We start from the raw sequence: 23591 nt of genomic DNA on the forward strand, positions 1-23591 counted from the left end.
GTAGAATGCGGATCTCCTACTATCTTCCCATGGATTCACCTTCCAATGTGCCCCGTGTCATTGGCACCCTTGCCCTATCCCGAGGATTCCGCCCGCCTGTTCGAGGCGCTGCGCGAGGAACCCTGGGCCGTCTTTCTGGACAGCGCCCGTCATGGCCAGACCAGGGGGCGCTTCGACATTATCACCGCCGACCCCGCCCTCACCCTGATGACGGAGGGGGATCTGACACGGGTGCGGAATCGGGAAGGCGAACTGCTGGAGACAACCGGGGCCGATCCCTTCGAGGTCCTGCGCGCGCGCCTGGGTGAGCCCATCCGCCCGGTGGCCGGACTGCCGTTTGCCGGCGGGGCGGTCGGTTACTTCGGCTATGATCTGGCACGGCGCCTGGAACGCTTGCCCAGCCTGGCCCGGGATCATGAATCCCTGCCACAGATGATGCTCGGCATCCATGACTGGGCGGTGGTGGTGGACCATGACCTGCGAACCTGCGTGCTGGTGGGGCAGGGCCGGGATCCGCGCACTGCCGAGCGCTGGGAGTCCCTGGTGCGGCGGTTCAGCCATCCGGCGCCGTCGGCTCCCCCGGGCGGTTTTGTCCTGGGCGGGCCGCTGCGCGCCAACCTTTCCCCCGATGCGTACCATCAACGCTTTGACCGGGTGCAGGCGTTCATCCGTGAAGGTGACTGCTATCAGGTCAATCTGGCCCAGCGGTTCGAGGCCCCGGCCCAGGGAGATGCCTGGGGGGCTTACCGGCGCTTGCGCGAACTCAGCCCGGCCCCTTACGGGGCCTTTCTCCGGTTTCCCGAAGTGGCCGTCCTGAGCAATTCTCCGGAGCGTTTCCTGCACCTTCGGGACGGCACGGCCACCACCTGTCCCATCAAGGGCACCCGGCCCCGGGGAAGGACGCCGGAAGAGGATGCCCGATTGCGGGAAGCCCTGGCGAACAGCGACAAGGACCGGGCGGAGAACGTGATGATCGTGGATCTGTTGCGCAACGATCTGGGCAAGACCTGCGCCGTCGGCAGCGTGGCGGTGCCGGAACTGTTCGCGTTGGAAAGCTATGCCACGGTGCATCACCTGGTCAGTACCGTGACCGGTCGGCCGGCGCCGGGACGGGATGCCGTCGATCTGCTGCGGGGCTGTTTCCCGGGCGGTTCCATCACCGGAGCGCCCAAGTTGCGGGCGATGGAGATCATCGAGCTGCTGGAGCCGCACCGCCGGGGCATTTACTGCGGCGCTATCGGCTATCTGGGCTTTGACGGCGCCATGGATACCAACATCGCCATCCGCACCCTGGTACACAGCCATGGCAGGCTCAGGTTCTGGGCCGGGGGAGGGATCACCACCGGTTCGCGGATGGCGCACGAATATCAGGAAACCCTGGACAAGGCGGCGGCCATGATGCAGCTTCTCGATGTGAGCGGCTTCGGCCGCAACGGAATTCAAGAAAATCTCCTCGCCGGCCGATAACACTAACAGAGCCATCAGGTGCCGCGTCCGGTCGTGTTTTCGTGCCGCCAGTGATCCTGCCCGTCCGTCTCCCGACTTGAGCCGCCTGACTCCAATGACATCCGAGGACATCCGATGCTGGATAACATCACCATCCGCGCAAGACTGATCCTGCTGGCCATCGTCGGCCTGACCGCCGTGGGCTGCCTGCTGGCCGCGGTGTCCTATCAGTCCGCAGCCGGCACCGCCCGCAGCCTGGTGGAGCACAGCCTGCTCGTCAAGGCGGATGGCGATCTCAAGGCCGCTCGGGTCTACCTGCAGCAGTATTACGGCGAATTGAGGTTGCAGGACGGCCGCCTGGTGGATGCCCAGGGAGTACCGCTGGATGGACGCCATGACATGGCCGATGCCGTCAGCCGTGATCTGGGGCTGGTATTCACCTTTTTCGCCGCCGATCGCAATGAATTCGTCCGGGTGTCCACCAGCCTGATCGGTACCGACGGGCGCCGGGCCGTGGGAACGCCCCTGGGACGGGATACCCCGGCCCATCAGACGGTGGCCAGGGGGCAGCGTTACGTGGGGGAATCCGTCATTCTCGGCAACCCCTACCTGACCGCCTATGAACCCATCTTCAACCAGCGTAACGAAGTCATCGGGATCATGGGGCTGGGCATTCCCCGCGCCCAGGCCGACAGCATCGTGGCTTCCGGCATGTCCAGCCTGATGGTGCGGATGGTCATGACCCTGGTGATCGTGATTGCCCTGGGCATGGTGGGTGCGGTGGTGTTTGCCCGTTCGATTGTCAATCCGATCCGGGAGGTCGGCGCCACCCTCAGGGACATTGCCGATGGCGAAGGGGATCTGACCCGGCGGCTCAAGGTGACCGGCAGGAACGAACTGGCCGACCTGGCATTGGCCTTCAATGCCTTTGCCGAACGCATTCACGAGCTGGTGCGTCAGGTGTCCGTGGCTACCTCCCAGCTGGCATCCGCCTCGGAACAACTTTCCACCACGTCGGAAGAAACCCGCGAGCAGGTTCGTCACCAGCATTCGGAGACGGATCAGGTGGCCACCGCCATGAATGAGATGACCGCCACGGTGCAGGAGGTGGCCAGGAATGCCAGCGAGGCGGCTCAGGCGGCTCAGGAGACCCAGCATGAGACGCATGCCGGCAGCCAGGTGGTGAAGCAGACCATTACTTCCATCGAGGCCCTGGCGGGCGAGGTGGAAAATGCCGCCGAGGTGATCGGGCGCCTGTCCACCGACAGCGAGGAAATCGGCAAGGTGCTGGACGTGATCCGGGGGATTGCGGAGCAGACCAATTTGCTGGCGCTGAACGCGGCCATTGAGGCAGCCCGGGCCGGTGAACAGGGACGGGGATTTGCCGTGGTGGCCGACGAGGTACGCACCCTGGCCAGCCGTACCCAGTCATCCACCAAGGAGATCCAGGCCATGATCGAGCGGCTCCAGAGCGGCACCAGCGGTGCGGTCAAGGTGATGGAGCAGGGCCGCGGCAAGGCCCGGGAGAGCGTGAGCCAGGCTGCCAGGGCAGGCCAGTCCCTGGAAACGATCAATCAGGCCATTGCCGGCATCAACGACATGAATGCTCAGATTGCCAGTGCCGCGGAGGAGCAGTCGGCGGTGGCCGAGGAGATCAATCGCAACGTCTCCAACATCAGCCATTCGGTGGATCAGACATCCCGGGGCGCCGCCCAGATTGCCTCGGCCAGCGAGGAGTTGGCCCGTCTCGCCGCCGATCTTCAGGTCAGGGTCGGCGGTTATCGCATTTGACTGGACCCGATTGTGCCCCACCCCTCTGCCGCCCCTTCGGGCAGGGGGGAGTCTGCGTTCCCCGGCACCCGCGGGAGGAGCGGCCCGCGGCCGCGAACCAGGGGCGCCGGCCCGGGTCAGGGGGTGGCGGCATCTCCGGACAGGACCCGGGTGAGGACATCCAGGGTCTGAGCACGGGTGCGGGATTCGGTGCCGGGCGCATGGTCGTTCAGTCTTGACCATTCCGGGTGCAGCCGCGCCTTCTGCACCGGTTTGGGCAATGAACCCTTGCGCCAGGTCTCGTCCGCCGGGGTATCCAGCTTCAGCGCCTGGTCGGCGCCGTGTCCCCGGTGGATCAGAGCCTCCACCAACTGACTCTGGCGCAGGGCCAGCAGTCTCAGGGTGTTGTTGTTCACCCGCAGTTCCCGGTGGCCACGCATCCGGTGCATGAGCCGGCGCCCCAGATCCAGGGTATTGCCCAGCAGGGCCCCGGCCGCCGCGCCGGCCGCCGTCCCGGCGCCCAGGGTGGTGCCCAGGGCCATGACATCCACCGCCATCCCCATGGCACCGCCGACGGCGGCACCTTCACCGGTACGCAGTCCGTAGTGACGCAATGCCTCGGGGGTGAACAGGTCCAGCCCCCATTGCCCATCTTCCAGGGGCAGACGTTCACCCAGGTAATCGCTGGGGCGAAACCGGAACAGGTTCAGCAGGGCATCCACGCAGGCCTGCTCCCGCTCCCGGACCCGACCCTGCAGGGCCTCCATGGCCTTTTCGGTATCTTGCCGGCCCCCGCCCTCCACCACCATCACGCAGGCGGCCACGTCGATGAGCATGTCGGCCACGGTTTCCGCCGCCGCCTGCCGGAGCCAGCGGGCCTCCCGTTCCCGGGCCTGCATCAGCCGTTCCAGGGGAATCCGCCAGGGGTCCAGCAGGCTGCGCAGCTTTTCGTACAGACGCAGCTCACCCTGCAGGTCGTAGACCACGGAGTCGAAGGTGATCACGGCATGCAGGCCCAGCCGTGCCAGCGCATCCCGCCATTCCTCGGCCCGGTTGTGGGGGCCGGCGACGAAATTCAGCACCGGCAGCAGAGGCCGGGCGCACAGGCCCAGCACGGTCAGTTCGTCCCGGTATTTCCCCAGCACCGGCTCCCTGGCATCGATGACGTAGAGGCCCACCTGGGAGGCCCGCAACTGGCGCAGCACCTTGGTTTCCTGGTCGAACCGACCGGCGGCATCCGGTGACGCCAGAAAGCGTTCCAGGTCATCCGCACCCGTCTGACGGCCGCCGCCGGCCTCATCCAGCCAGTCCAGAATGCCGGAGGCATCTTCCAGGCCCGGGGTGTCGTACAGGGCCACGAGGGGCTCTCCGTCCACCAGCAGCTGGGTGCCTTCCACGTGTCGGGTGGTGGCGGGGGCATCGCAGACTTCGCCGAATTCCGTATCCCGCGACAGGGTGCGAAGCAGCGAGGTCTTGCCGGTATTGGTATGGCCGACCACGGCCACCTGCAGGATCGAGGTCATGGTTTGGCATCCTCTGATGCGGCAAAGGCTGCTTCCAGAATCTCCGCCGCCGGCCGGTCGGCATCCGCCGGTCGCTCCGGCAGGAGTTGGTCCACGCCGGCCCGCTCCGCCAGTTGTTCCCAGGCCGTGCGACGGGCCCGCGGGTCGATGCCGCGGGTTTGCGCCATGTCCTGCTGGTCCAGCAGGAGCCAGACGGGGGCACGGGTCCGGGCGCGCAGTTCGGTGAGAAAAGCCTCGGTACTGCGATCCGGGGTCCGGGCCAGGGAGCAGACGGCCACCACCACGGCGGGGGGCGGTTGCAGGCTCTGCGCCGCGGCCAGGACATCCCGCCTTGTATGCCGGTCGTCCACCTGGCCAAGGGGGATCCATGCCGGCCGCTTGTGATGTTGGATCCAGTGGTCGTCGGCCTGTTCCAGCTCATATCCCAGCAGGGCCAGGGTAGCGCCCCCGTGGCGTTCGCGGTGACGGGGCGGCTCGGGGGGATGGATCAGGGTCAGCGGTGGCGGGTCCACGACCCCCAGACGCTGGGAGTTGGGCAGCAGTCGGGGGGCCAGGCGGGCATAACCGGGACCGGTCAGATCCAGCCGCAGCCGCCGCCTGGCCCGTCGCGCCATCAGGGCGCACCACAGACCCAGTCCCAGTCTGGGTAGCAAGCCGTAGAACAGCAGGCTGCCCAGTAGCCAGCTTGACCACTGCACCCGCCCCAGGGTGTCTTCGGTCACGCCCAGTCGGCTGGCCCGGATCAGGGCTTCATCGGGCATGGGCAGTCCCAGCCAGCCGGGTAACAGGCCCAGGGCGGTGATCAGGCCGACGAAATGATCCTCCGCCAGCAGGGTGGTCCCCCAGACGAAATCATACTGGCGCACACTCAGTGCCCACAGGCACATGAGCAGGGCCCCGGCGGTGAAGGCCGCCCAGATCAGGTGGGTGAGGGTGCCGGCGGACCAGCGTCCGAGGCCATTGCGGCTCATGAGTTGCAGCAGGGCGCGGATGGCCAGTACCGGGGCCTGGCCCCGGACCAGACGCCGCGCCAGTCCCCCACCCAAACCCAGTACGCCCTGGCCCAGCAGCCCCCCGCCGCCACGGGGGCGAACGAGCATAAACAGCGCCCACAGCAGCAGCATCAGCAGCTGTACGCCCAGCAGACTGCCCAGGGCCCACAGGATGTTGATCTGGGAGCTGCCCGCCACCAGGGGGGCCGCCAGCGCCGCGCCGGCGGCCGCCATGCCGCTCAGCCCGGTGAGCAGCAGGATCAGGATCAGGATCCAGCCCGCCAGGGTGCGGGCGCCGCCAAGGGCATCCCTCACCTGGGCACCCAGGCGAGTGGCTCGCGCGCGAACCAGCACCCGATGCTCCAGATCACCGCCGGCATCACGCCCGGCCTGCCAGGCATGGGGCTCGTCGATCACGCGACCGGCCTGATCCTCGTGCAGGCGCACGGCTTCGGCCACGAGACGGTCGGTGAAGCGGTCATGGGGGGCTGGGCTCGCCCTGTCGGAAATATGGGTATTCATTGCGGGCACACTATAAGGCCATGTCCCCGGGACGCCAACCTGGGCGCGAGGAAATCAGTGGTATGGACATGTGCTTGGGAATGACGGATTTGGAATATCCCGCATACAATCGTCGGAACATCCCTTGATGAACTGGAAGCCGGCATGTTGCGATGGTTGTTGATCCTGTTGGTCGGTCTGTTGTCCCTGGCACTCGTGGCGGGGCTTTTGGGGCCGTTTCTGATTTCCCCCCGGCCACTGCCCGATCTGTCTTCGGCGACGGACGTGGCCCTGCCGGAGAGTCGTTTCCTGACCATCCCCCATGACGGCACGGACGGCCTGATGATTCACTACCTGGAGCGGGAACAGGAGGCCGCCGAGGGCCCCGTTCTGGTGCTGCTGCACGGCTTCACCTTCAACGCCTTCACCTGGAACGGGATGATGGACGACCTGGACGGGGCAGGCAGGGTGCTGGCCTACGATCAGGTGCCCTACGGCCTGAGCGCCAAGCCGGTGCGGGGGGAATGGTCCGGCAGCAACCCCTTTACCAAGGCCGCGGCCCTGGAACACCTGTTCGCCTTTCTGGACGCCAAGGGGGTGGAGCAGGCAGTACTGGTGGGGAATTCCTCCGGCGCCACCCTGGCGATGGAGGCGGCCCTGAGCCGGCCCGAGCGGGTGAGCGGACTGGTGCTGGTCAATCCCTGGGTCTATGTAAATCGGCCCAGCTTCCCCGAGTCGGTGGCGGAATGGCCTCAGTTGCGGCGTCTGAACCTGTGGCTGGCCCGCCGACTGGGCAGCAGCGGCGCTCTGCTGGATCTGTCCTACCATGACCCGGAGCGCATCACCGATGAGCGCCGGGCACTGACCACCCTGCATACCCAGGTGCGGCACTGGGATCTGGCCTGGGGTGAACTGTTCGTGCGGGCCATGTCCAGTCCGGTGGATGTCAGTGCCCATCTGGCCGACATCCGTCAGCCGGCGTTGGTGATCATCGGTGAGCAGGATCGGGTGGTGTCGCCGGAGGATTCCATCCGCGCCGCCCTGGCATTGCCGGCGGCGGACCGGATCCTGCTGCCCGAGTGCGGCCACGTACCCCAGGAGGAATGTCCGGCGGCGGTAGCGGCGGCGGTGCGTGACTGGCTATGGGCACGGGCAGCCCCCGAGACCTCACCATGAACCGCCGCGGATGACCCCGACGCCGATGCCCTCGATGTCCAGGGACTGGCTGCGAAGGTCCACTTCGATGGGCCGGTAGTCGGGGTTTTCCGGCTTCAGCCGAACCCGGTGGCCCTGCCGTTCAAAGCGTTTCACGGTGACTTCGTCCTCCAGACGGGCCACCACGATCTGGCCGTTGCGGATCTCGTGGGTGCGATGGACCGCCAGCAGGTCTCCGTCCAGGATGCCGGCCAGGCGCATGCTGTCACCCTGGACCCGTAGCAGGTAGTCCGGTCGGGGCCTGAACAGGCGTGGGTCCAGCTGGTAATGATCCTCGATATGGGCCTGGGCCAGGATGGGCGCCCCGGCGGCCACCCTGCCCACCAGGGGCAGTCCCGTCCCCCCCAGCAGGCGGATGCCCCGGGAGGTGCCGGCCAGGATCTCGATGGCCCCCTTGCGGGCCAGGGTGCGCAGGTGGCACTCGGCGGCGTTGGGGGAGCGAAAGCCGAAGGCCCGCATGATCTCCTCCCGAGTGGGAGGCAGGCCGTTGGATTGCAGACAGTCGCGGATGAAATCGAGGATTTCCGTCTGGCGGGGGGTGAGCTTTTCCATGACAGGCTCTCGATCAATGGGCGAAGGTATATCTTTGCACAGTAGGGCAAGCCCCGGTCATTGGCAAGTCGGTATCAGCGCATCAGCCGTCGCCGCAGCAACGCCGTGGCCACGGTCAGCCCCACCAGACCATAGACCAGAATCACCGACAGGTGCAGCGGCACCTGGGATGGCCAGGCCCCGGTCATCAGGGGACGGACGATCTCGACCACATGCACCAGGGGCAGGGCCCAGGCCATGGCCACCACGGCGGGCGGGAGCTGTTCCAGGGGGAAGAATACTCCGGAAAGCAGCAGCATGGGGGTGACCGCCAGGGTGAAGTAGTAGAGGAAGAAGTCATAGCTGCGGGAGACGGCGGTGACGACCATGGCGCAGGCACCGAAGCAAAAGCCCGCCAGCAGGATGACCGGCAGGGCCAGCAGGGCGCGCAGATCGCTGATCAGGCCCAGCACGGCGGCCACCAGCAGGATGGCGCCGGCACTGAACAGTGCCTTGGTGGCGGCCCAGATGATCTCGCCCAGCACGATGTCGTCCAGGTTGAGGGGGGCGCCCAGCATGCCGTCCCAGGTCTTCTGTTCCGACATCCGGGTATAGGCGGAGTACATGCCCTCGAAGCTGGCGGTGTACATGGCGCTGGAGCAGACGATGCCCGAGGCCAGGAACACCATGTAGGGTAACTCCCCCAGATCTCCCACCAAGCGGCCGAAGCCATACCCGAAGGCCAGTAGGTAAAGTACCGGCTCGCCGAAGTTGCCCATGACGGAAGGCACCATGATCTTGCGCCAGACCCGCAGGTTGCGGCGCCACACCGGAATGAATCGCAGGCTGAGCTTGGGTAGGGGGAAAGCGGACATTTCAGTCCCTCAGTTCGTGACCGGTGAGCTTCATGAAGACATCCTCCAGATTGGCGGGACGATGCAGGTATCGGATACCGGCCTGTTCCAGGCGCGCGATCAGGGGGCCGGCCTGATCGGTGTAGATCAGGGCCAGGTCGCCGATTTGCCGGACCCGGGCCTGAAGTTCTCCCGCCTGATGCGTCAGCCAGTCCATGGCGGCCGGTCCGTTGAGTTCCAGGACATGGCGTTCGATATGGGTATGGATCAGGGACTGGGGTGAGCCCCGGGCCACCACGCGGCCCCGATCGATGATGGCCAGGCGATCGCACAGCCGCTCCGCCTCTTCCATGTAGTGGGTGGTGAGGATCAGGGCGGTGCCGGTCTTGAGCAGGCCGCGCAGGCATTGCCAGATATGATGCCGGGCCTGGGGGTCCAGGCCGGTGGTGGGTTCGTCCAGCACCACCAGTTCGGGCTGGTTGATGAGGGCGCGGGCCAGGGTCAGGCGACGTTTCATGCCGCCGGACAGGGCACTGATGGGGGCATCCCGACGGGATTCCAGGCTGGCGAAGCGGAGCAGATCCTCCACCCGCTCACGGCGTGCCCGTCCCTTGAGGCCGAAATAGTCGGCGTAGGTGTGGAGGTTTTCCCGTACGGTGAAGTCCGGGTCCAGGGTGTCGAACTGGGGCACGATCCCCAGTCGCCGGCGGGCCTCCCGGGCCCGCTCCGGGATGGGTTCACCCAGCACGGACAGGGTACCTTCGTCGGGCGGGGTCAATCCCAGCAGCATGCGTAGGGTGGTGGTCTTGCCGGCCCCGTTGGGGCCCAGCAGGCCGAAGCACTCACCCGGCTGGACCGTAAGGTCGATATGATCGACCACGAGACGGCCATCATAGCGCTTGACCAGTCCTTGGGCCTGGGCAATGGGGGCGGGGATCGAGGGGAGATCGAGCGGGTCCATGTGGGGCAAGGCAATCCTTCCGGGTCTTGGGGCGGTGGACAGGCTAACCTATCGGCAGGCATTTTTGTCGGTCCCGTCCCGGTGAAGGAGGGGATGTCGTCAGACAGCAAACCCCTAGGGAATATTCAGGGATGTTCTGAAACGGTTTTTTTCAATAACGCGGAGGGAGTTTTTTCAATGACGCTGAAAATCGGCTGTATCGGTCTTGGCATCATGGGGCGCCCCATGGCGGGACACTGGCTGGCGGCGGGGCATGACGTCACCGTCTGGGCCCGTCGCCCGGAGACCGTGACCACCCTGCTGGGGCAGGGCGCCCATTGGGCCGACAGTCCCGCGGATCTGGCCCGGCAGGTGGACGTGGTCTTCACCAATGTGTCCGATACACCCGATGTGGAGCAGGTTCTGCTGGGGCCTGACGGCGTGGCCGAGGGCGCCAGGCCGGGGATGATCGTGGTGGACCACAGCACCATCTCGCCCACCGTCACCCGGTGGCTGGCGGACACCTTGGCGGAGCGGGGGATCCATCTGCTGGATGCCCCGGTGTCCGGCGGCGAGCGCGGCGCCGTTGACGGTACCCTGACCATCATGGTGGGCGGCGAGACCGCCATCCTGGAGCGGGTGCGGCCGCTGCTGGAGGTGGTGGGCCGGACCATCACCCATGTGGGGGGCTCCGGGGCCGGTCAGTTCACCAAGGCCTGTAATCAGCTCATCGTCGCCCAGACCATGGTGGCGGTGTCGGAGGCCATCAGTTTGGCGGAGGCGGCCGGGGTGGACCCGGCGGCCATGCGCGAGGCCCTCATGGGCGGTTTGGCCTATTCCCGGGTGCTGGAGGTGCACGGGGAGCGCATGATCCGGCGGGAGTATCCCCCGGGCTTCAAGGCCCGTTTGCATAACAAGGACATGGCCATCGTCCTGCGGGCGGCGGCGGATCTGGGCCTGCCCCTGCCGGGCACCGCCCTGTCCGCCCAGTGGATCAGCGCCGCCGTGGGACTGGGGCATGGAGAGGAGGATTCCGCCGTGGTGGCCGAGGTGTTGCGCCGGCTGGCGCCTCCGGGACCGATGAACGGCGGGAACCGATCGCCTCTTGCAACGGCCGAACAGGAATAGAATCACCATGGATCCACAGACCGGAGCGAACGTGAACCTGTCCGAAGCCCCCAAGCCGTCTTCCATCGACCCGGAGGAGGTGGCCCGTTATACCGCCCTGGCGGATCGCTGGTGGGATGAAAGCGGCCCCTTCTGGCCCCTGCACACCCTCAATCGGTTGCGCACCGACTACATTTGCCAGCGGCTTTGCGCCCATCTCGGCCGCGATCCGTCTGCGCCTCGTCCCCTGACGGGTCTGCGCCTGCTGGACATCGGCTGCGGCGGCGGCATCCTCAGCGAGTCCATGGCCCGTCTGGGTGCCCGAGTCGAGGGGGTGGACGTGACCGAAAGGAACATTGCGGTGGCCCGCTTGCATGCCGCGCGTTCCGGGCTGGACATCCAGTACGAGGCGGTGCCGGTGGAGACCCTGGCCGCCCGCGGAGAACAGTACGATGTGGTGCTGAACATGGAAGTGGTGGAGCATGTGGCGGATCTGCCGGGCTTCATGGCCGCCTGCAACCAACTGGTCAGCCCGGGAGGGTACAGCTTTATCGCCACCATCAATCGCAACCCGGTGTCGTTCATCGTGGCCATCCTGGGGGCGGAATATATCCTGCGCTGGTTGCCCCGGGGGACCCATCAGTGGCGACGCTTCCCAAAACCCGCGGAACTGGAGGCGTTGCTGGTGCCGGACGGCTTGCGGGTGCTGGAGCGCACCGGCGTCAGGGTCAATCCCTTCAACCGCGGCATGTACCTCACCGGCTATCTGGGGGTGAACTATATGCTGATGACAACCCGGACTCCCGCTTTCGCGGGAGTGACGGAATTGAGGAGTCGCACATGTGGTGGTTCGTGATCGGATATGCCCTGGGCCATGTGGGTTTCTTGCTGGGATCCATGCCTGTCATTGTGGCGGGCGGTGTGCTGTTTCTCTACGGGGCCTACGTGGTGGTCTACGGTCGGGACGGCCGGGAGTGAACGTCACCCGGCGATGAGCGTCGGCAGCGGCTTGTTCCACGGTTTGCCCTTGGCCTATAGTCACCCCATGATGATCTCGCCGGAATCCGTGTTCAAGGCCCTGTCCGATACCACCCGCCTGCGGTGCCTGGTCCTCCTCGTCGAGGAGGATGCCCTGTGCGTGTGCGAGCTCACCCATGCCATCGGTGTGCCGCAGCCGAAGATGTCGCGGCACCTGGCCTTGCTGCGGGAGAGCGGGTTGGTGGCCGACCAGCGCCGGGGGCAGTGGATCTTCTATCGCATCAATCCCGCGCTGCCGGCCTGGGTGCGGGAAGTGTTGCGGCAGACGACACGGGCCTGTGGCGGTACGCCCCCCTACCGCGACGACCGTGCGCGTCTTGACGCCATGGACGGCCGCCCCGGGAGGGGATGCGCCGCCTGAGCTAGAAATCCCGTCTTGCCCACAGGTCCTGTCGGCTCTTGCGCCGATCCTTGCCGGACCTTCGGGGTTCCTTTTCGAGTTCGAAACGGATCATTTCCCTGCGATCGGGCAGCTTGCGCCGCTCTCCCTTGCGTCGTTCGGGACCGGTATAGGGCTTCGGATTGTCCGTGGACATCGGTTCTTCGCTCACTGGTCGCCTCCTGCCGGGCCCGTCCCGTGGGACGGGCCGGATTGCCGATGGCGCGGCCTAGTCCTTGCCGCGCAGTTGCGAGATTTCCTGGCGCAGGGCCGAGATTTCCTGGCGCAGCGCCTTGAGGTCCTCGTGGAGCTGGGCGTTTTCCGCATGCACCACCTCTTCGATGGTGTCATGCTCGAATTTCTGCTGCTCCTCCTGCATGGACTGCATGGTGTTCACGATGATGGCGATGAACAGGTTGAGTATGGTGAATGTGGCGATCAGGATGAAGGGCACGAAGAACACCCAGGCCCAGGCATGGGTTTCCATCACCGGGCGGGAGATGCCCATGGACCAGCTCTCCAGGGTCATCACCTGGAACAGGGTGTACATGGATCGGCCCAGGTGGCCGAACCACTCCGGATGGGAGTAACCGAACAGGCCGGTGGCGATGACCGCGAACACATAGAAAAGCAGGATCAGCAGCCCGAAGATCGACAGGATGCCGGGAATGGCCTTGAGCAGCGCCTCGACGATGAATCGCAGCTTGGGCACCATGGATACCAGGCGCAGCACACGCAGCACACGCAGTACGGCCAGCGGGCCGGTGGTGGGGATCAGGGCAATGGTCACCACCAGGAAGTCGAAGACGTTCCAGGGACGGCGGAAGAAGCTCAGGCCCTGGGCGTAGAGCTTGAGCAGGATTTCCACCACGAACACCCCCAGGATGACGCGGTCGGCATTCATCAGCCAGGGACCGGCCTTTTCCATGAGCGTGGGCGAGGTGGCCAGACCGAGAATCGCGGCATTGATCAGGATCAGTGTGATGATCAGGCGCTGAATCGGCGCCGATTCGATGAAGGCGCCCACTCGGGCGCGAAGGCCGGCCTCGGCTTGCATGTCGGAAACTCCCGGGTGTTCTGTTGCGGCTGGAAAACGGGCGGACAGGGCGCCCAAGCGTGGGGCAGATTAATGAAATCCGCCCTCCGGCACAATCATCAGGGGCATGGAATCAATTCAGTTGCATGCCTTGCAGGCTGTGCTTGAGCACGTCGGCGGAGTCGTGCATGCCCTTGAGTTCTTCTTCATTGATCAACGGGGCAACCTGGGCCTCGATCCCCTCCCGGCCAACGATGCAGGGGATGCTCAGACAGACATCCGCCAGGCCATAGGTCCCGGCCGGGTTGACGCTTACCGGCAGGACGCTTTTCTGATCTTCCAGGATCACACTGATCAGGTGGCTGATCACTAGGCCGATGGCGGTGTTGGTGTAGCCCTTGCGTGCAATGATGTCGTAGGCGGCATTTTTTACCCCCTGGAACAGGCGCTGCATGGCCTGGGCATCGAAATCCCTACCGTTGATGGTCTGCTGATGGATGCTCAGTCCTCCTACCCTGGCGGTGCTCCAGACCGGGACTTCCGAATCACCATGTTCTCCCATGATATAGGCGTGGACGGAGCGGGGGTTTACCCCGTAGTAATCTCCCAGGGCAGCCCGGAAGCGGGAGGTGTCCAGCATGGTGCCGGTGCCGATGACCCGTTCCGGAGGGCGCCGACTTAGGTGCTGCATCACGTAGGTCAGGATATCCACTGGATTGGTGGCAATGACCAGGACCGCGTCGGGGGCGTGGTGATCCAGGTGGGCGGCGATTTCCCTGAACACGGCGGTATTGCGGTTGAGCAGTTCCAGGCGGGACTCTCCCGGTTTCTGGCTGACCCCGGCTGTGATGACGATCACGCCGCACTCGGATAGATCCGGAAAGTCTCCCGCCAGGACCGAAACCCGGCCCACCAAGGATTGCCCGTGCATCAGATCCATGGCCTCGCCTTCGGCCCGCCGCCGGTCCCGGTCCACCAGGATGATGCGGCCGGTGGTCTGTTGCTGGAACAGGGAGTAGGCGGCGGCGACACCCACGTTACCCGTACCGATGATACCCACGCTGCTGAGTCTGCTCATCTGCGATGCCTCCAAAGATGCTTTACACTCCTGGAATGTCAATAATTTGCCTTTTATCGACATGGTGTGGATCTTCCACGACCCACGGCCGGGAAGATGCGTCCCGGCGTGGCTCTTGACAGTTAGTCTGGATGAATTCAGCAGGCCATCACAGAACCTTTTGCAACGTCGATGTAGAATCCTTACAAAAATATTTTGCAGAACATGGGTGGTTCGCAGATGAAGTCAGTTTCCGGCATTCCAGATGATGAACATGAAGAAGGCTCTCCAACTCAGCGCATCAGTGCGGAGGCGGTGCGCGCTCTGTACAACCTCGACGCGGTCATGGCCTTCTCGGTGCATGGGGAGAAGCATGAGTTCAAGGCTGGGGCGCGGGTCTTTGTGGTCGGCCGCAGTGCCGACTGTGACCTGGTGGTGAATGTGCCCGTTGCCTCCCGTCACCATGCGCGGGTGATTTACCGCAAAGGCAAGTTCGTGTTGGTGGATCAAAGCACCAATGGCACCTATGTCCGCATCCACGGCATGGACGAGATCTGTCTGCTCAATGGTGAGGAGCTACCGCTGGTGGGGGAGGGGGTCGTCAGTCTCGGGCGCCCCGTGACGGAGGGTGACGCGGATCTGGTGACATTTTCCGTGCCCCATTAGTAGTGGCGTCTGTACCCTCCTATCTGTGCTCCATCTTATCTGTGCTCCATGACTTGCCAGCGGCGAATATCATTTTGAGGTTCTTTCCGTCGCTCCCGCGAAAGCGGGAGCCCAGGATTTCCGTGCTCTGTGCTGACTGGATTCCCGCTTTCGCGGGAATGACTGACCGGAATTAGGACTGATCGGAATTGGGAATGACTGACCGGAGAGGGGGCGATCCTGGTGGTTCCCAGGTCACTCTGCCGCCGGGCGGCTCAAGACCGGGATCCCGGTTCGGGTCAGCATCCGGCACAGACGGATCAGGGGCAGCCCGATCAGGGCGGTGGGATCGTCACCCTCCAGGCGCTCGAACAGGGCAATCCCCAGACCTTCCGACTTGAAGCTGCCGGCGCAGCCGTAGGGCTGTTCCCGATGCACGTAATCCTCGATCTCTTCCCGGCCCAGGGTGCGAAAGTGTACCCGGAAGGGCTCCACTGCCTCCTGTCTCTCACCGCTTTCGGCATCCAGCAGGCACAATCCGGTATGAAAGGCCACGCTGCGCCCCGAGGCCGCGCTCAACTGGGCGACGGCCCGTTCATGATTGCCGGGTTTGCCCAGTATCTTTCCATCGAGTTCCGCGCACTGGTCCGAGCCGATGATGAGGGCCCCGGGAAAGCGGTCCCGGACCGCTTCCGCCTTGGCCCGGGCCAGGCGGGCCACCATGGCCGCGGGAGACTCCCCCGGCCGGGGGGTCTCATCCACGTCCGGGGCGCAAGTCGAAAACGGCAACCCCAGCCGTTCCAGCAGCTCGCGCCGGAACGGTGAGGTAGAAGCCAGAACCAGGGTGCGTGCCGCCCGCGTCATCAGGCTTCCTCGATTTCCACCAGGGCATCATCCGGGTTGACGCTGTCGCCCTTGGACACGTGAATGGCCTTGACCACGCCACCCACCGGGGCCTGGACCTCGGTTTCCATCTTCATGGCCTCCAGGATCAGCACGCCGTCACCGGGCTTGACCGTATCCCCTTCCTTGACCAGTACGTCAATGATGGTGCCCGGCATGGACGTGGTGACATGGCCGGGCTTGGTGGCCCGGGGGCGGCCGCTGCCCTGGGGACCGCCGCGCCGCGCGCCGTTGTCCCCGTCCACCAGGATCTCGTCCAGGGTCTCGATGACGATCTCTTCCGGCATGCCGTCCACGGTCACGTAGAAGGGACGCATGTGATCGCGCTTGTGGCCGGTGCCGGTGAGCTTGATATGGTAGGTCTCCCCATGCAGGGTGGCCTTGAATTCCACCGGGGCCACCTTGTCCTCGCCCTGGCCGCCCAGGGGTTCCAGGGGTTCGGGGACCAGCTTGCCGTCGCGGCGCTGTTCCAGGAACTCCCGGCCGATCTCGGGGAACATGGCATAGATGAGGACGTCTTCCTCGGAATGGGCCAGTTCGCCGATCTGGCCGCGCAGGGCGTCCATTTCGTCCTCCAGCAGATCCGCCGGCCGGCATTCGATGACGTCGGCGTGGCCGATGGCCTTTTGCCGGACCACGCTGTTGACGTGGCCGGGGGTACGGCCGTAGCGGCCCTGCAGATAGAGCTTCACCTCGTTGGTGATGGTCTTGTAGCGGGACTCGGTGAGGACGTTCATCACGGCCTGGGTGCCCACGATCTGGGAGGTGGGGGTGACCAGGGGCGGATAGCCCAGATCCTCCCGTACCCGCGGGATCTCGGTCATCACCGCGTTCACCTTATCCAGGGCGCCCTGGGCCTTGAGCTGGCTGATGAGGTTGGAGATCATGCCGCCGGGGATCTGGGTGGTCTGCACCCGGGTATCCACACCGGTGTATTCGCTCTCGAACTGGTGGTACTTCTTGCGAATCTCCCGGAAATAGAAGCCGATCTCCTGCAGCAGGTTCAGGTCCAGGCCGGTGTCGTACTCGGTATCCCTCAGTGCCGCCACCATGCTCTCGGTGGGGGCATGGCTGGTGCCACCGGCAAAGGCGGACATGGCGGTATTGATGTTGCTGCAGCCGTTTTCGATGGCCTTGAGGTGGCACATCTCGGAAAGGCCCGCGGTGGCGTGGGTATGCAGGTGCACGGGCACCTTCACTGCGTCCACCAGGGCGGCGGTGAGTTCGCCGGCGGCCCGGGGGGTGAGCAGACCCGCCATGTCCTTGATGGCGATGCTGTCGCAGCCCATCTCCACCATCTCCCGGGCCATGGTCACGAACTGGTCCAGGGTATGCACCGGGCTGGTGGTGTAGCTGATGGCGCCCTGGGCGTGCTTGCCCGCCTTTTTCACCGCCTCGATGGAGACTCGCACGTTGCGGGTGTCGTTCATGGCATCGAAGATGCGGAAGACGTCCATGCCGTTGTCGGCGCAGCGGGCGACGAAATCCCGTACCACGTCATCGGCATAATGGCGATAGCCCAGCAGGTTCTGGCCCCGCAGCAGCATCTGCAAGGGGGTGTTGGGCAGGGCCTCGCGCAGCTTGCGCAGGCGCTCCCACGGGTCTTCCTTCAGAAACCGCAGGCAGGTATCGAAGGTGGCGCCGCCCCAGACTTCCAGGGACCAGAACCCCACCGCGTCCAGCTTCTCGCAGATGGGGAGCATGTCTTCCGTGCGCATGCGGGTGGCGATCAGGCTCTGGTGGCCGTCACGCAGGGTCAGGTCAGTAATCGTTACCTTGGACATCTATCAATACCTTTTGTCTTAAAGACCCTTGTGAGCCGTGATGGCGGCGGCGATGACGGCAGCCAGTTCGCGGGTCGGACGGCGTACGGAGTAATCGGTCAGTTCCGGATGGGCATCCACATAACCGGTGTCGAAACTGCCCTGGCGGAAGGCTTCGCTGTTGAGGATTTCCAGGTGGTAGGGGATGGTGGTTTTCACCCCGTAGACCCCCATGTCGCCCAAGGCGCGGCGGGCGCGGCGGATCAGGCTGTCCCAGTCCATGGCCCAGACGACGAGCTTGGCGCACATGGAGTCATAGTGAGGGGGGATGTGGTAGCCGGTATAGATGGCGCCATCGGTGCGCACGCCCGGCCCGCCGGGGGCGAAGTAGCGGGTGATGCGGCCGAAACTGGGCAGAAAGTCGTTCTTGGGATCCTCGGCGTTGATGCGGAATTCCACCGCGAATCCGCGCCGGGTGATCTGATCCTGAGGGTAGGTGAGGGGCAGTCCCGAGGCCACGCGGATCTGTTCCTGCACGATATCCACGCCGGTGATCATTTCAGTGACCGGGTGTTCCACCTGCAGCCGGGTGTTCATCTCCATGAAGTAGAAGCGACCGTCGGCGTCCATGAGGAACTCCACCGTGCCGGCGTTTTCATAGTTCACCGCCCGGGCCGCCCGTACCGCCAGCTCGCCCACCTCCCGGCGCTGGGCCTCGGAGAGCTGGGGAGAGGGGGCGATCTCCACCAGCTTCTGGTGGCGGCGCTGGATGGAGCAGTCGCGCTCGAACAGGTGAATCACGTTGCCGTGGCGGTCGGCCAGGATCTGCACCTCGATGTGGCGCGGATTGATGATGGCCTTCTCCATGAAGATCTCGGTGCTGCCGAAGGCCTTGGTGGCCTCGGAACGTACCCGCTCATAGTTGCGGCGCAGGGCGGTCTCGTCGTCGCAGCGACGGATGCCGCGGCCACCGCCACCGTTGGTGGCCTTGAGCATGACCGGATAACCGATCTTCTCGGCCAGGGCGGCGGCTTCCTCCACGTCCTGGAGGTTGCCATCACTGCCGGGAACCACGGGGACGCCGGCGGCGACCATGGCCTCGCGGGCGGCCACCTTGTCGCCCATGCGGCGGATGATCTCCGCGTCCGGTCCGACGAACTGGATGCCGCGCCGGGCGCAGTTCTGGGCGAACTGGGGATTCTCCGACAAGAAGCCGTAGCCGGGATGAATGGCGTCACAGCCGGCGCCGCGGGCCACGTTCACCAGGCGATGAATGTTCAGGTAGCCGGCCAGGGAGTCGGGGCCGAGGGAGTAGGATTCATCGGCCTTCTTGACATGGAGGCCGTGACGGTCGGCGTCGGTGTAGACCGCCACCGAGGTAATCCCCATTTCCGCGCAGGCACGGATGATGCGGACGGCGATCTCGCCGCGGTTGGCAATCAGTAACTTATTTATCACGCAAGCATCCCGCACGTTATAAGCAAAGACCTCAGTATCCTTGAACCGGGCGGGGCTTTTCAAGCAGAAGGGGGCAGATTGCTTTTGACACTGGTGCGAGAACGCCTTTAGAATTGCGCGCTTATGTCCGACAGCCTGCTACCCGAACTGGTCGATCCCTTCCGCCTGGCGGACAAGTCCCGCGTCCTGGAGGGCGTGCTGGATATGGCCGCCATGCCTCGTCTGGCGGAGGCGATGGGCGAGCCGGCCCGGGGCCTGTGCCGGGTGGAACTGACTTTCGACCGCGGCCCCTCCGGCAGGCCCCGGCTGACCGGCCATGTGGTGGCCGAGCTGGCTCCCCTGTGCCAGCGCTGCCTGGAGCCCATGCGTTTGCCGGTGGACAGCCGTTTCGAGATGCGACTGGTACAGGAAGATCGCCAGGCCGCCGGCGCCCTGGACGAGGAGGACGTGCTGGTGGTCGGCGACGAGCGCCTGGATTTGGCGGCGCTGGTGGAAGACGAACTGATGCTGTGCCTGCCGGTGGTGCCCCTGCACCCGGAGCAGGCATGCGTGGCCCGGCTTCAGCCCGAGTTCAACGGCCGGGATGTGAAGGCCGCGCAAAAAGAAGAGAACAACCCGTTTGCCGTGCTGGGCCGCCTCAAGGGCGGGCAGGGCGCAGACAGTTGAAACACCCCATGCCCCCCGGGTTCCGGTCGGGACCCGTGGGGCATTAATGTTTTTCAGTATAGATTGGAGATGACACCATGGCTGTTGCACAAGGTCGCACCACCCCTTCCCGTCGGGGCATGCGTCGTTCCCACGACGCCCTCAAGGGTCCCACCCTGTCCACCGAACCCACCACCGGTGAGATCCACCGCCGTCACCACATCAGTGCCGACGGTTTCTACCGTGGCCGTCAGGTGATCAAGGCCAAGGAACAGCAGGACGAAGAGTAAGACCTGCGCCGACCGGATCCGGCAGGGTCCGGCGGCCGTCCGCCCCAACAGGGGCCGCGGCTCGCATCGGGCCGGCGTGTGTGTCATCCTGCCCACGTCGTGCCGCCTACCGGATGGAGCCGCAGGCAGTATTCCATGGGCTTCGTGGACACTGTCCGCGAAGCTTTTTCGCGCTGATTCAAAGCAGGTTTTCCCATGAGTGGAATCTTTACCATCGCACTGGATGCCATGGGCGGTGATCATGGTGCCCACGTGGTTGTCCCTGCGGCAGTCAAGGCCCTGGAAGCGTTTTCCGACATCCACCTGATCCTGGTGGGCGACAAGGAGCGGGTCGGGCAGGAACTGGCTGCCTGCGGCAAGGCGCCGTCCGATCGGCTGCGCCTGCATCATGCCAGCCAGGTGGTGGGCATGGATGAGCCCCCTTCCCAGGCCCTGCGCAACAAGAAGGATTCGTCCATGCGGGTGGCCATCAACCTGGTCAAGCACCAGCAGGCCGATGCCTGCGTCAGCGCGGGCAATACCGGTGCCCTCATGGCCACGGCGCGCTACGTGCTCAAGACCCTGCCGGGCATCGACCGACCGGCCATCATCACCGCCATCCCGTCCATCAAGGGCCACACCCACATGCTGGATCTGGGGGCCAATGTGGACTGCACCGCCACCCATCTTTATCAGTTTGCGGTGATGGGTTCCGAGCTGGCCAGTGCGGTGGACAATATCGCCTCGCCCCGGGTCGGCCTGCTGAACATCGGCGAGGAAGAGATCAAGGGCAACGATCAGGTCAAGGAGGCGGCGCGAATGCTTGAGGCCAGCCACCTGAACTACATCGGTTTCGTCGAAGGCAACGACATTTACTGTGGTGACGTGGACGTGGTGGTCTGCGATGGCTTTGTGGGTAATGTCGCCCTCAAGACCAGTGAAGGGGTGGCCCGCATGGTCTCCCACTACATGCGCAATGAGTTTGCCGGCAGCCTGTACAGCAAGCTGGCCGCGTTGGTCGCCATGCCGGTGCTCAAGGCCTTCCGCAAGCGCATCGATCCTCGCGCCTATAACGGTGCCAGCCTGCTGGGGCTGCAGGGGGTGGTGATCAAGAGCCATGGAGGGGCCGATGCCGTGGCCTTCGAGAATGCCATCCGCATCGCTCGCCTGGAGGCTCAGAAACGGGTGCCGCAACGCATCGACAAGCGGCTGGAAGAACTGCTCAAAGAGGCGAACCAACAGTGATCTACTCCCGGATTACGGGCACCGGGAGTTATCTTCCGGAAAAGGTGCTCACCAATCGCGATCTGGAAAAGATCGTGGAAACCTCCGATGAATGGATTCGTGAACGCACCGGGATCGGGCAGCGCCACATCGTCGGCCCCGATGAAACCACCTGCGACCTGGCGGAGCAGGCGGCACGGGCCGCCCTGGCCATGGCGGGGCGACGCCCGGAAGACATCGACCTGATCATCGTCGGCACCACGACCCCGGATCAGGTGTTTCCCAGTACCGCCTGCCTGTTGCAGCAGCGGTTGGGGATTCACAACGGCTGTGCCGCCTTTGATATTCAGGCGGTGTGCACCGGCTTCGTCTATGCCCTGGGCGTGGCCAATCAGTTCATCCGTGCCGGCAGCGCTCGCTGCGCCCTGGTGGTCGGCGCCGAAACCATCTCCCGCATTCTGGACTGGACCGATCGCGGGACCTGTGTCCTGTTCGGCGACGGCGCGGGCGCGGTCGTTCTGGAGGCTTCCGAGGAACCCGGCATCCTGTCCACCCACCTGCATGCCGATGGCCGCTACGAGAGCCTGCTCAGTGTGCCCCGGGGTGTCGGCAAGGGTTATGCCGACATGGTGGCCGGCGAGGCCTACCTGCAGATGAAGGGCAATGAGGTCTTCAAGTGGGCGGTCAATACCCTGGGTCGCATCGTCGAGGAAACCCTGGAAGCCGGCGGCATCGACCAGTCCCGGGTGGACTGGCTGATCCCCCATCAGGCCAATATCCGGATCATCCAGGCCACCGCCCGCAAGTTGAAGATGCCCATGGAGAAGGTGATCGTGACCGTGGAACAGCACGGCAACACTTCCGCCGCCTCCGTTCCCCTGGCGCTGGATGCCGCGGTGCGTGACGGCAGGATCAAGCGAGGCGATCTGGTGCTGATGGAGGCCTTCGGTGGTGGTTTCACCTGGGGATCGGCCCTGCTCCATTTCTGATTGCTGCATCGCGGCATCCGATGCCCGAAAGCCTTTCGAATCGTGGTAGCATGGCGGGCGTATCCACCGCAGGGGTGTCCACGGACCGCCATGGGACAGGAAATCGAAAAAAAATTCCTTGTAGTTTCCGACGCCTGGAAAGACCAGGCCACCAAACGTGTTCGGTATCGTCAGGGCTACCTTTGCGGTAACGAGAGAAGCTCGGTCCGGATCCGGGTTTCCGACGACACGGCGTATCTCAACATCAAGAGTGCGACCCTGGGCGTCCAGCGTCAGGAGTTCGAGTATGCCATCCCGGCCCGGGATGCCCGGGAGTTGCTCGATACCCTCTGCATCCAGCCGCTGATCGAGAAGACCCGTCACTACGTGCCCCACGGCGACCATGTCTGGGAGGTGGACGTGTTTGAGGGCGACAACGCGGGGCTGGTGGTGGCCGAGGTGGAACTGAGGCACGTGGATGAGATTCCCGCCCTGCCGTCCTGGGTGGGAGAAGAGGTCTCCCACGATGTCCGCTATTACAACACGAGCCTGGTCCGGCATCCCTACAAGGACTGGTGAGTCATGTCTTCCTCAACCGGGATTCGTGCCGCAGGGGAGATCATGGACAATACCGGACGGACTGCCCTGATGGTGGATGTGCTGCTGGTGGACGATCACCTGCTGGTGCGTCGCGCCATCCGTGGACTGCTGAACGCCCAAACCGAGCGCACCGGCATCAAGGTGGTCGGCGAGGCCGCCTCCGGTGAGGAGGCCCTGGAGCAGCTGTCACGTCTGCGTCCCGACGTGGTTCTGATGGACCTCAATATGCCTGGCATGGGGGGGCTGGAGGCAACCCGCAAGGCGTTGGCCCTGCGGCCCGGGCTGAAGGTGATTGCCCTGACGGTGGAGGAGGATGGCCCCCATGTGGGCTGGATGCTCGACAGCGGCGTCGCCGGTTACCTCAGCAAGGGCGCGGGGGAGGAGGAACTGGTTCATGCCATCCGGTTGGCCATGCAGGGCGACCGGCATGTCACCCCCAGTGTGGCCCGGAAACTGGCGCAAACCGATTCCGGGGAGCCGGATCCGATGACCCGGCTCTCCCATCGGGAACGCCAGATCCTGATGCTGCTGGTGGCGGGCAAGAAGCCGGGAGAGATCGCCGCCGCGCTGGATTTGAACGTGAAGACGGTCAGTACCTACAAGGCGCGTTTGCGCGAGAAGCTTGGCTGCGCGTCGGACATGGAGCTTTTCCGCATGGCCATCGATCGCGGTATCATGACCCCTTGCCCATCCTCCGAGTAAGTGCCGGCCCGGCCGGCGAGCGTCA

The 23591-nt window shown here is 64.9% G+C and carries 25 protein-coding genes; 14 read left to right on the forward strand and 11 right to left on the reverse strand.

Annotated features, from left to right (window positions below):
- Positions 1-45 precede the first annotated feature (45 nt).
- Positions 46-1467, forward strand: coding sequence for an aminodeoxychorismate synthase component I (pabB, locus tag ACLF6L_RS06065; RefSeq protein ID WP_238616646.1), 1422 nt, complete (start codon positions 46-48; stop codon positions 1465-1467).
- A gap of 114 nt (positions 1468-1581) precedes the next feature.
- Complete coding sequence (locus ACLF6L_RS06070; RefSeq protein ID WP_238616647.1) at positions 1582-3237, forward strand: methyl-accepting chemotaxis protein; 1656 nt, start codon at positions 1582-1584, stop codon at positions 3235-3237.
- 116 nt (positions 3238-3353) lie between these two features.
- Here the strand turns inward: ACLF6L_RS06070 and ACLF6L_RS06075 are convergent, their stop codons facing one another.
- Together ACLF6L_RS06075 and ACLF6L_RS06080 are read right to left on the reverse strand one after the other, a co-directional pair.
- Complete coding sequence (locus ACLF6L_RS06075) at positions 3354-4739, reverse strand: GTPase/DUF3482 domain-containing protein (protein WP_238616648.1); 1386 nt, start codon at positions 4737-4739, stop codon at positions 3354-3356.
- Positions 4736-6253, reverse strand: coding sequence for a DUF2868 domain-containing protein (locus tag ACLF6L_RS06080; protein WP_238616649.1), 1518 nt, complete (start codon positions 6251-6253; stop codon positions 4736-4738). The genes ACLF6L_RS06075 and ACLF6L_RS06080 overlap by 4 nt, the downstream gene beginning before the upstream one ends.
- Before the next feature lie 144 nt (positions 6254-6397).
- On the opposite strand from ACLF6L_RS06080, the gene ACLF6L_RS06085 reads away from it, so the two are divergent.
- Complete coding sequence (locus tag ACLF6L_RS06085; protein ID WP_412852583.1) at positions 6398-7408, forward strand: alpha/beta fold hydrolase; 1011 nt, start codon at positions 6398-6400, stop codon at positions 7406-7408.
- Here ACLF6L_RS06085 and lexA read toward each other — a convergent pair.
- From lexA to ACLF6L_RS06100, 3 genes are all read right to left on the reverse strand, one after another.
- Positions 7400-7999, reverse strand: coding sequence for a transcriptional repressor LexA (gene lexA / locus ACLF6L_RS06090; protein ID WP_238616651.1), 600 nt, complete (start codon positions 7997-7999; stop codon positions 7400-7402). The genes ACLF6L_RS06085 and lexA overlap by 9 nt on opposite strands.
- Before the next feature lie 74 nt (positions 8000-8073).
- Entirely contained in the window at positions 8074-8853 is a 780-nt protein-coding gene (locus tag ACLF6L_RS06095; RefSeq protein ID WP_238616652.1) for an ABC transporter permease, read from the reverse strand.
- A 1-nt stretch (position 8854) separates the two neighbouring features.
- Positions 8855-9793 (reverse strand): ATP-binding cassette domain-containing protein, encoded by a 939-nt coding sequence (locus ACLF6L_RS06100; protein ID WP_238616653.1) that lies wholly within the window; start codon positions 9791-9793, stop codon positions 8855-8857.
- 177 nt (positions 9794-9970) lie between these two features.
- On the opposite strand from ACLF6L_RS06100, the gene ACLF6L_RS06105 reads away from it, so the two are divergent.
- From ACLF6L_RS06105 to ACLF6L_RS06120, 4 genes are all read left to right on the forward strand, one after another.
- Positions 9971-10900, forward strand: coding sequence for an NAD(P)-dependent oxidoreductase (locus tag ACLF6L_RS06105; protein ID WP_412852584.1), 930 nt, complete (start codon positions 9971-9973; stop codon positions 10898-10900).
- Between the two features lie 7 nt (positions 10901-10907).
- Positions 10908-11735 carry a bifunctional 2-polyprenyl-6-hydroxyphenol methylase/3-demethylubiquinol 3-O-methyltransferase UbiG gene (ubiG, locus tag ACLF6L_RS06110; protein ID WP_238616655.1) on the forward strand — a complete coding sequence of 276 codons (828 nt, stop codon included), beginning with the start codon at positions 10908-10910 and terminating at the stop codon, positions 11733-11735.
- Positions 11720-11857: a hypothetical protein gene (locus ACLF6L_RS06115; protein WP_008932661.1), complete on the forward strand. Its 138-nt coding sequence runs from the start codon at positions 11720-11722 to the stop codon at positions 11855-11857. Before ubiG ends, ACLF6L_RS06115 begins: the two co-directional genes overlap by 16 nt.
- 67 nt (positions 11858-11924) lie before the next feature.
- Positions 11925-12278, forward strand: a complete 354-nt coding sequence (locus ACLF6L_RS06120; protein ID WP_238616776.1) for a metalloregulator ArsR/SmtB family transcription factor — start codon at positions 11925-11927, stop codon at positions 12276-12278.
- A gap of 1 nt (position 12279) precedes the next feature.
- On the opposite strand, the gene ACLF6L_RS06125 is transcribed toward ACLF6L_RS06120, so the two are convergent.
- The 3 genes from ACLF6L_RS06125 to ACLF6L_RS06135 all read right to left on the reverse strand — a co-directional run bounded on the left by ACLF6L_RS06125 (position 12280) and on the right by ACLF6L_RS06135 (position 14410).
- Complete coding sequence (locus ACLF6L_RS06125; protein ID WP_238616656.1) at positions 12280-12468, reverse strand: hypothetical protein; 189 nt, start codon at positions 12466-12468, stop codon at positions 12280-12282.
- A gap of 57 nt (positions 12469-12525) precedes the next feature.
- A complete protein-coding gene (locus ACLF6L_RS06130) occupies positions 12526-13353 on the reverse strand; it encodes an ion transporter (protein ID WP_238616657.1) in 828 nt (275 codons plus the stop codon).
- Between the two features lie 112 nt (positions 13354-13465).
- Entirely contained in the window at positions 13466-14410 is a 945-nt protein-coding gene (locus ACLF6L_RS06135) for an L-lactate dehydrogenase (RefSeq protein ID WP_412852585.1), read from the reverse strand.
- Positions 14411-14629: 219 nt separating this feature from the next.
- On the opposite strand from ACLF6L_RS06135, the gene ACLF6L_RS06140 reads away from it, so the two are divergent.
- The gene (locus ACLF6L_RS06140) at positions 14630-15055 is read left to right on the forward strand and encodes an FHA domain-containing protein (protein ID WP_238616659.1); all 426 of its coding nucleotides are present in this window, start codon (positions 14630-14632) and stop codon (positions 15053-15055) included.
- Between the two features lie 234 nt (positions 15056-15289).
- Here the strand turns inward: ACLF6L_RS06140 and ACLF6L_RS06145 are convergent, their stop codons facing one another.
- The 3 genes from ACLF6L_RS06145 to ACLF6L_RS06155 are packed head-to-tail and all read right to left on the reverse strand — an operon-like array spanning position 15290 to position 19158.
- Positions 15290-15898 carry a Maf family protein gene (locus ACLF6L_RS06145; RefSeq protein WP_412852586.1) on the reverse strand — a complete coding sequence of 203 codons (609 nt, stop codon included), beginning with the start codon at positions 15896-15898 and terminating at the stop codon, positions 15290-15292.
- Positions 15898-17721, reverse strand: a complete 1824-nt coding sequence (gene oadA, locus ACLF6L_RS06150) for a sodium-extruding oxaloacetate decarboxylase subunit alpha (RefSeq protein ID WP_008932655.1) — start codon at positions 17719-17721, stop codon at positions 15898-15900. The genes ACLF6L_RS06145 and oadA overlap by 1 nt, the downstream gene beginning before the upstream one ends.
- Before the next feature lie 18 nt (positions 17722-17739).
- Complete coding sequence (locus tag ACLF6L_RS06155; RefSeq protein ID WP_238616661.1) at positions 17740-19158, reverse strand: acetyl-CoA carboxylase biotin carboxylase subunit; 1419 nt, start codon at positions 19156-19158, stop codon at positions 17740-17742.
- A gap of 123 nt (positions 19159-19281) precedes the next feature.
- On the opposite strand from ACLF6L_RS06155, the gene ACLF6L_RS06160 reads away from it, so the two are divergent.
- The 6 genes from ACLF6L_RS06160 (at position 19282) to ACLF6L_RS06185 (ending at position 23566) form a co-directional block, all read left to right on the forward strand.
- On the forward strand, positions 19282-19824 hold the full coding sequence (locus ACLF6L_RS06160; protein WP_238616662.1) for a YceD family protein: 543 nt from the start codon (positions 19282-19284) through the stop codon (positions 19822-19824).
- 77 nt (positions 19825-19901) lie between these two features.
- Complete coding sequence (rpmF, locus tag ACLF6L_RS06165; protein WP_008932652.1) at positions 19902-20093, forward strand: 50S ribosomal protein L32; 192 nt, start codon at positions 19902-19904, stop codon at positions 20091-20093.
- Positions 20094-20288: 195 nt separating this feature from the next.
- Positions 20289-21317, forward strand: coding sequence for a phosphate acyltransferase PlsX (gene plsX, locus ACLF6L_RS06170; RefSeq protein WP_238616663.1), 1029 nt, complete (start codon positions 20289-20291; stop codon positions 21315-21317).
- On the forward strand, positions 21314-22285 hold the full coding sequence (locus ACLF6L_RS06175; protein WP_238616664.1) for a beta-ketoacyl-ACP synthase III: 972 nt from the start codon (positions 21314-21316) through the stop codon (positions 22283-22285). Before plsX ends, ACLF6L_RS06175 begins: the two co-directional genes overlap by 4 nt.
- A gap of 90 nt (positions 22286-22375) precedes the next feature.
- Positions 22376-22843: a CYTH domain-containing protein gene (locus ACLF6L_RS06180; protein ID WP_238616665.1), complete on the forward strand. Its 468-nt coding sequence runs from the start codon at positions 22376-22378 to the stop codon at positions 22841-22843.
- Positions 22844-22846: 3 nt separating this feature from the next.
- A complete protein-coding gene (locus tag ACLF6L_RS06185; protein ID WP_238616666.1) occupies positions 22847-23566 on the forward strand; it encodes a response regulator in 720 nt (239 codons plus the stop codon).
- Positions 23567-23591: the final 25 nt, after the last annotated feature.

Source organism: Ectothiorhodospira shaposhnikovii, assembly GCF_047222355.1.
Taxonomy (GTDB): Bacteria; Pseudomonadota; Gammaproteobacteria; order Ectothiorhodospirales; family Ectothiorhodospiraceae; genus Ectothiorhodospira.

What these genes read in the sequence shown, in the direction of transcription:
- pabB (WP_238616646.1), top strand. Translation starts at nt 46, where the DNA reads ATGTGCCCCGTGTCATTGGCACCCTTGCCCTATCCCGAGGATTCCGCC.
- ACLF6L_RS06070 (WP_238616647.1), top strand. Translation starts at nt 1,582, where the DNA reads ATGCTGGATAACATCACCATCCGCGCAAGACTGATCCTGCTGGCCATC.
- ACLF6L_RS06075 (WP_238616648.1), bottom strand. Translation starts at nt 4,739, where the DNA reads ATGACCTCGATCCTGCAGGTGGCCGTGGTCGGCCATACCAATACCGGC.
- ACLF6L_RS06080 (WP_238616649.1), bottom strand. Translation starts at nt 6,253, where the DNA reads ATGAATACCCATATTTCCGACAGGGCGAGCCCAGCCCCCCATGACCGC.
- ACLF6L_RS06085 (WP_412852583.1), top strand. Translation starts at nt 6,398, where the DNA reads ATGTTGCGATGGTTGTTGATCCTGTTGGTCGGTCTGTTGTCCCTGGCA.
- lexA (WP_238616651.1), bottom strand. Translation starts at nt 7,999, where the DNA reads ATGGAAAAGCTCACCCCCCGCCAGACGGAAATCCTCGATTTCATCCGC.
- ACLF6L_RS06095 (WP_238616652.1), bottom strand. Translation starts at nt 8,853, where the DNA reads ATGTCCGCTTTCCCCCTACCCAAGCTCAGCCTGCGATTCATTCCGGTG.
- ACLF6L_RS06100 (WP_238616653.1), bottom strand. Translation starts at nt 9,793, where the DNA reads ATGGACCCGCTCGATCTCCCCTCGATCCCCGCCCCCATTGCCCAGGCC.
- ACLF6L_RS06105 (WP_412852584.1), top strand. Translation starts at nt 9,971, where the DNA reads ATGACGCTGAAAATCGGCTGTATCGGTCTTGGCATCATGGGGCGCCCC.
- ubiG (WP_238616655.1), top strand. Translation starts at nt 10,908, where the DNA reads ATGGATCCACAGACCGGAGCGAACGTGAACCTGTCCGAAGCCCCCAAG.
- ACLF6L_RS06115 (WP_008932661.1), top strand. Translation starts at nt 11,720, where the DNA reads ATGTGGTGGTTCGTGATCGGATATGCCCTGGGCCATGTGGGTTTCTTG.
- ACLF6L_RS06120 (WP_238616776.1), top strand. Translation starts at nt 11,925, where the DNA reads ATGATGATCTCGCCGGAATCCGTGTTCAAGGCCCTGTCCGATACCACC.
- ACLF6L_RS06130 (WP_238616657.1), bottom strand. Translation starts at nt 13,353, where the DNA reads ATGCAAGCCGAGGCCGGCCTTCGCGCCCGAGTGGGCGCCTTCATCGAA.
- ACLF6L_RS06135 (WP_412852585.1), bottom strand. Translation starts at nt 14,410, where the DNA reads ATGAGCAGACTCAGCAGCGTGGGTATCATCGGTACGGGTAACGTGGGT.
- ACLF6L_RS06140 (WP_238616659.1), top strand. Translation starts at nt 14,630, where the DNA reads ATGAAGTCAGTTTCCGGCATTCCAGATGATGAACATGAAGAAGGCTCT.
- ACLF6L_RS06145 (WP_412852586.1), bottom strand. Translation starts at nt 15,898, where the DNA reads ATGACGCGGGCGGCACGCACCCTGGTTCTGGCTTCTACCTCACCGTTC.
- oadA (WP_008932655.1), bottom strand. Translation starts at nt 17,721, where the DNA reads ATGTCCAAGGTAACGATTACTGACCTGACCCTGCGTGACGGCCACCAG.
- ACLF6L_RS06160 (WP_238616662.1), top strand. Translation starts at nt 19,282, where the DNA reads ATGTCCGACAGCCTGCTACCCGAACTGGTCGATCCCTTCCGCCTGGCG.
- rpmF (WP_008932652.1), top strand. Translation starts at nt 19,902, where the DNA reads ATGGCTGTTGCACAAGGTCGCACCACCCCTTCCCGTCGGGGCATGCGT.
- plsX (WP_238616663.1), top strand. Translation starts at nt 20,289, where the DNA reads ATGAGTGGAATCTTTACCATCGCACTGGATGCCATGGGCGGTGATCAT.
- ACLF6L_RS06180 (WP_238616665.1), top strand. Translation starts at nt 22,376, where the DNA reads ATGGGACAGGAAATCGAAAAAAAATTCCTTGTAGTTTCCGACGCCTGG.
- ACLF6L_RS06185 (WP_238616666.1), top strand. Translation starts at nt 22,847, where the DNA reads ATGTCTTCCTCAACCGGGATTCGTGCCGCAGGGGAGATCATGGACAAT.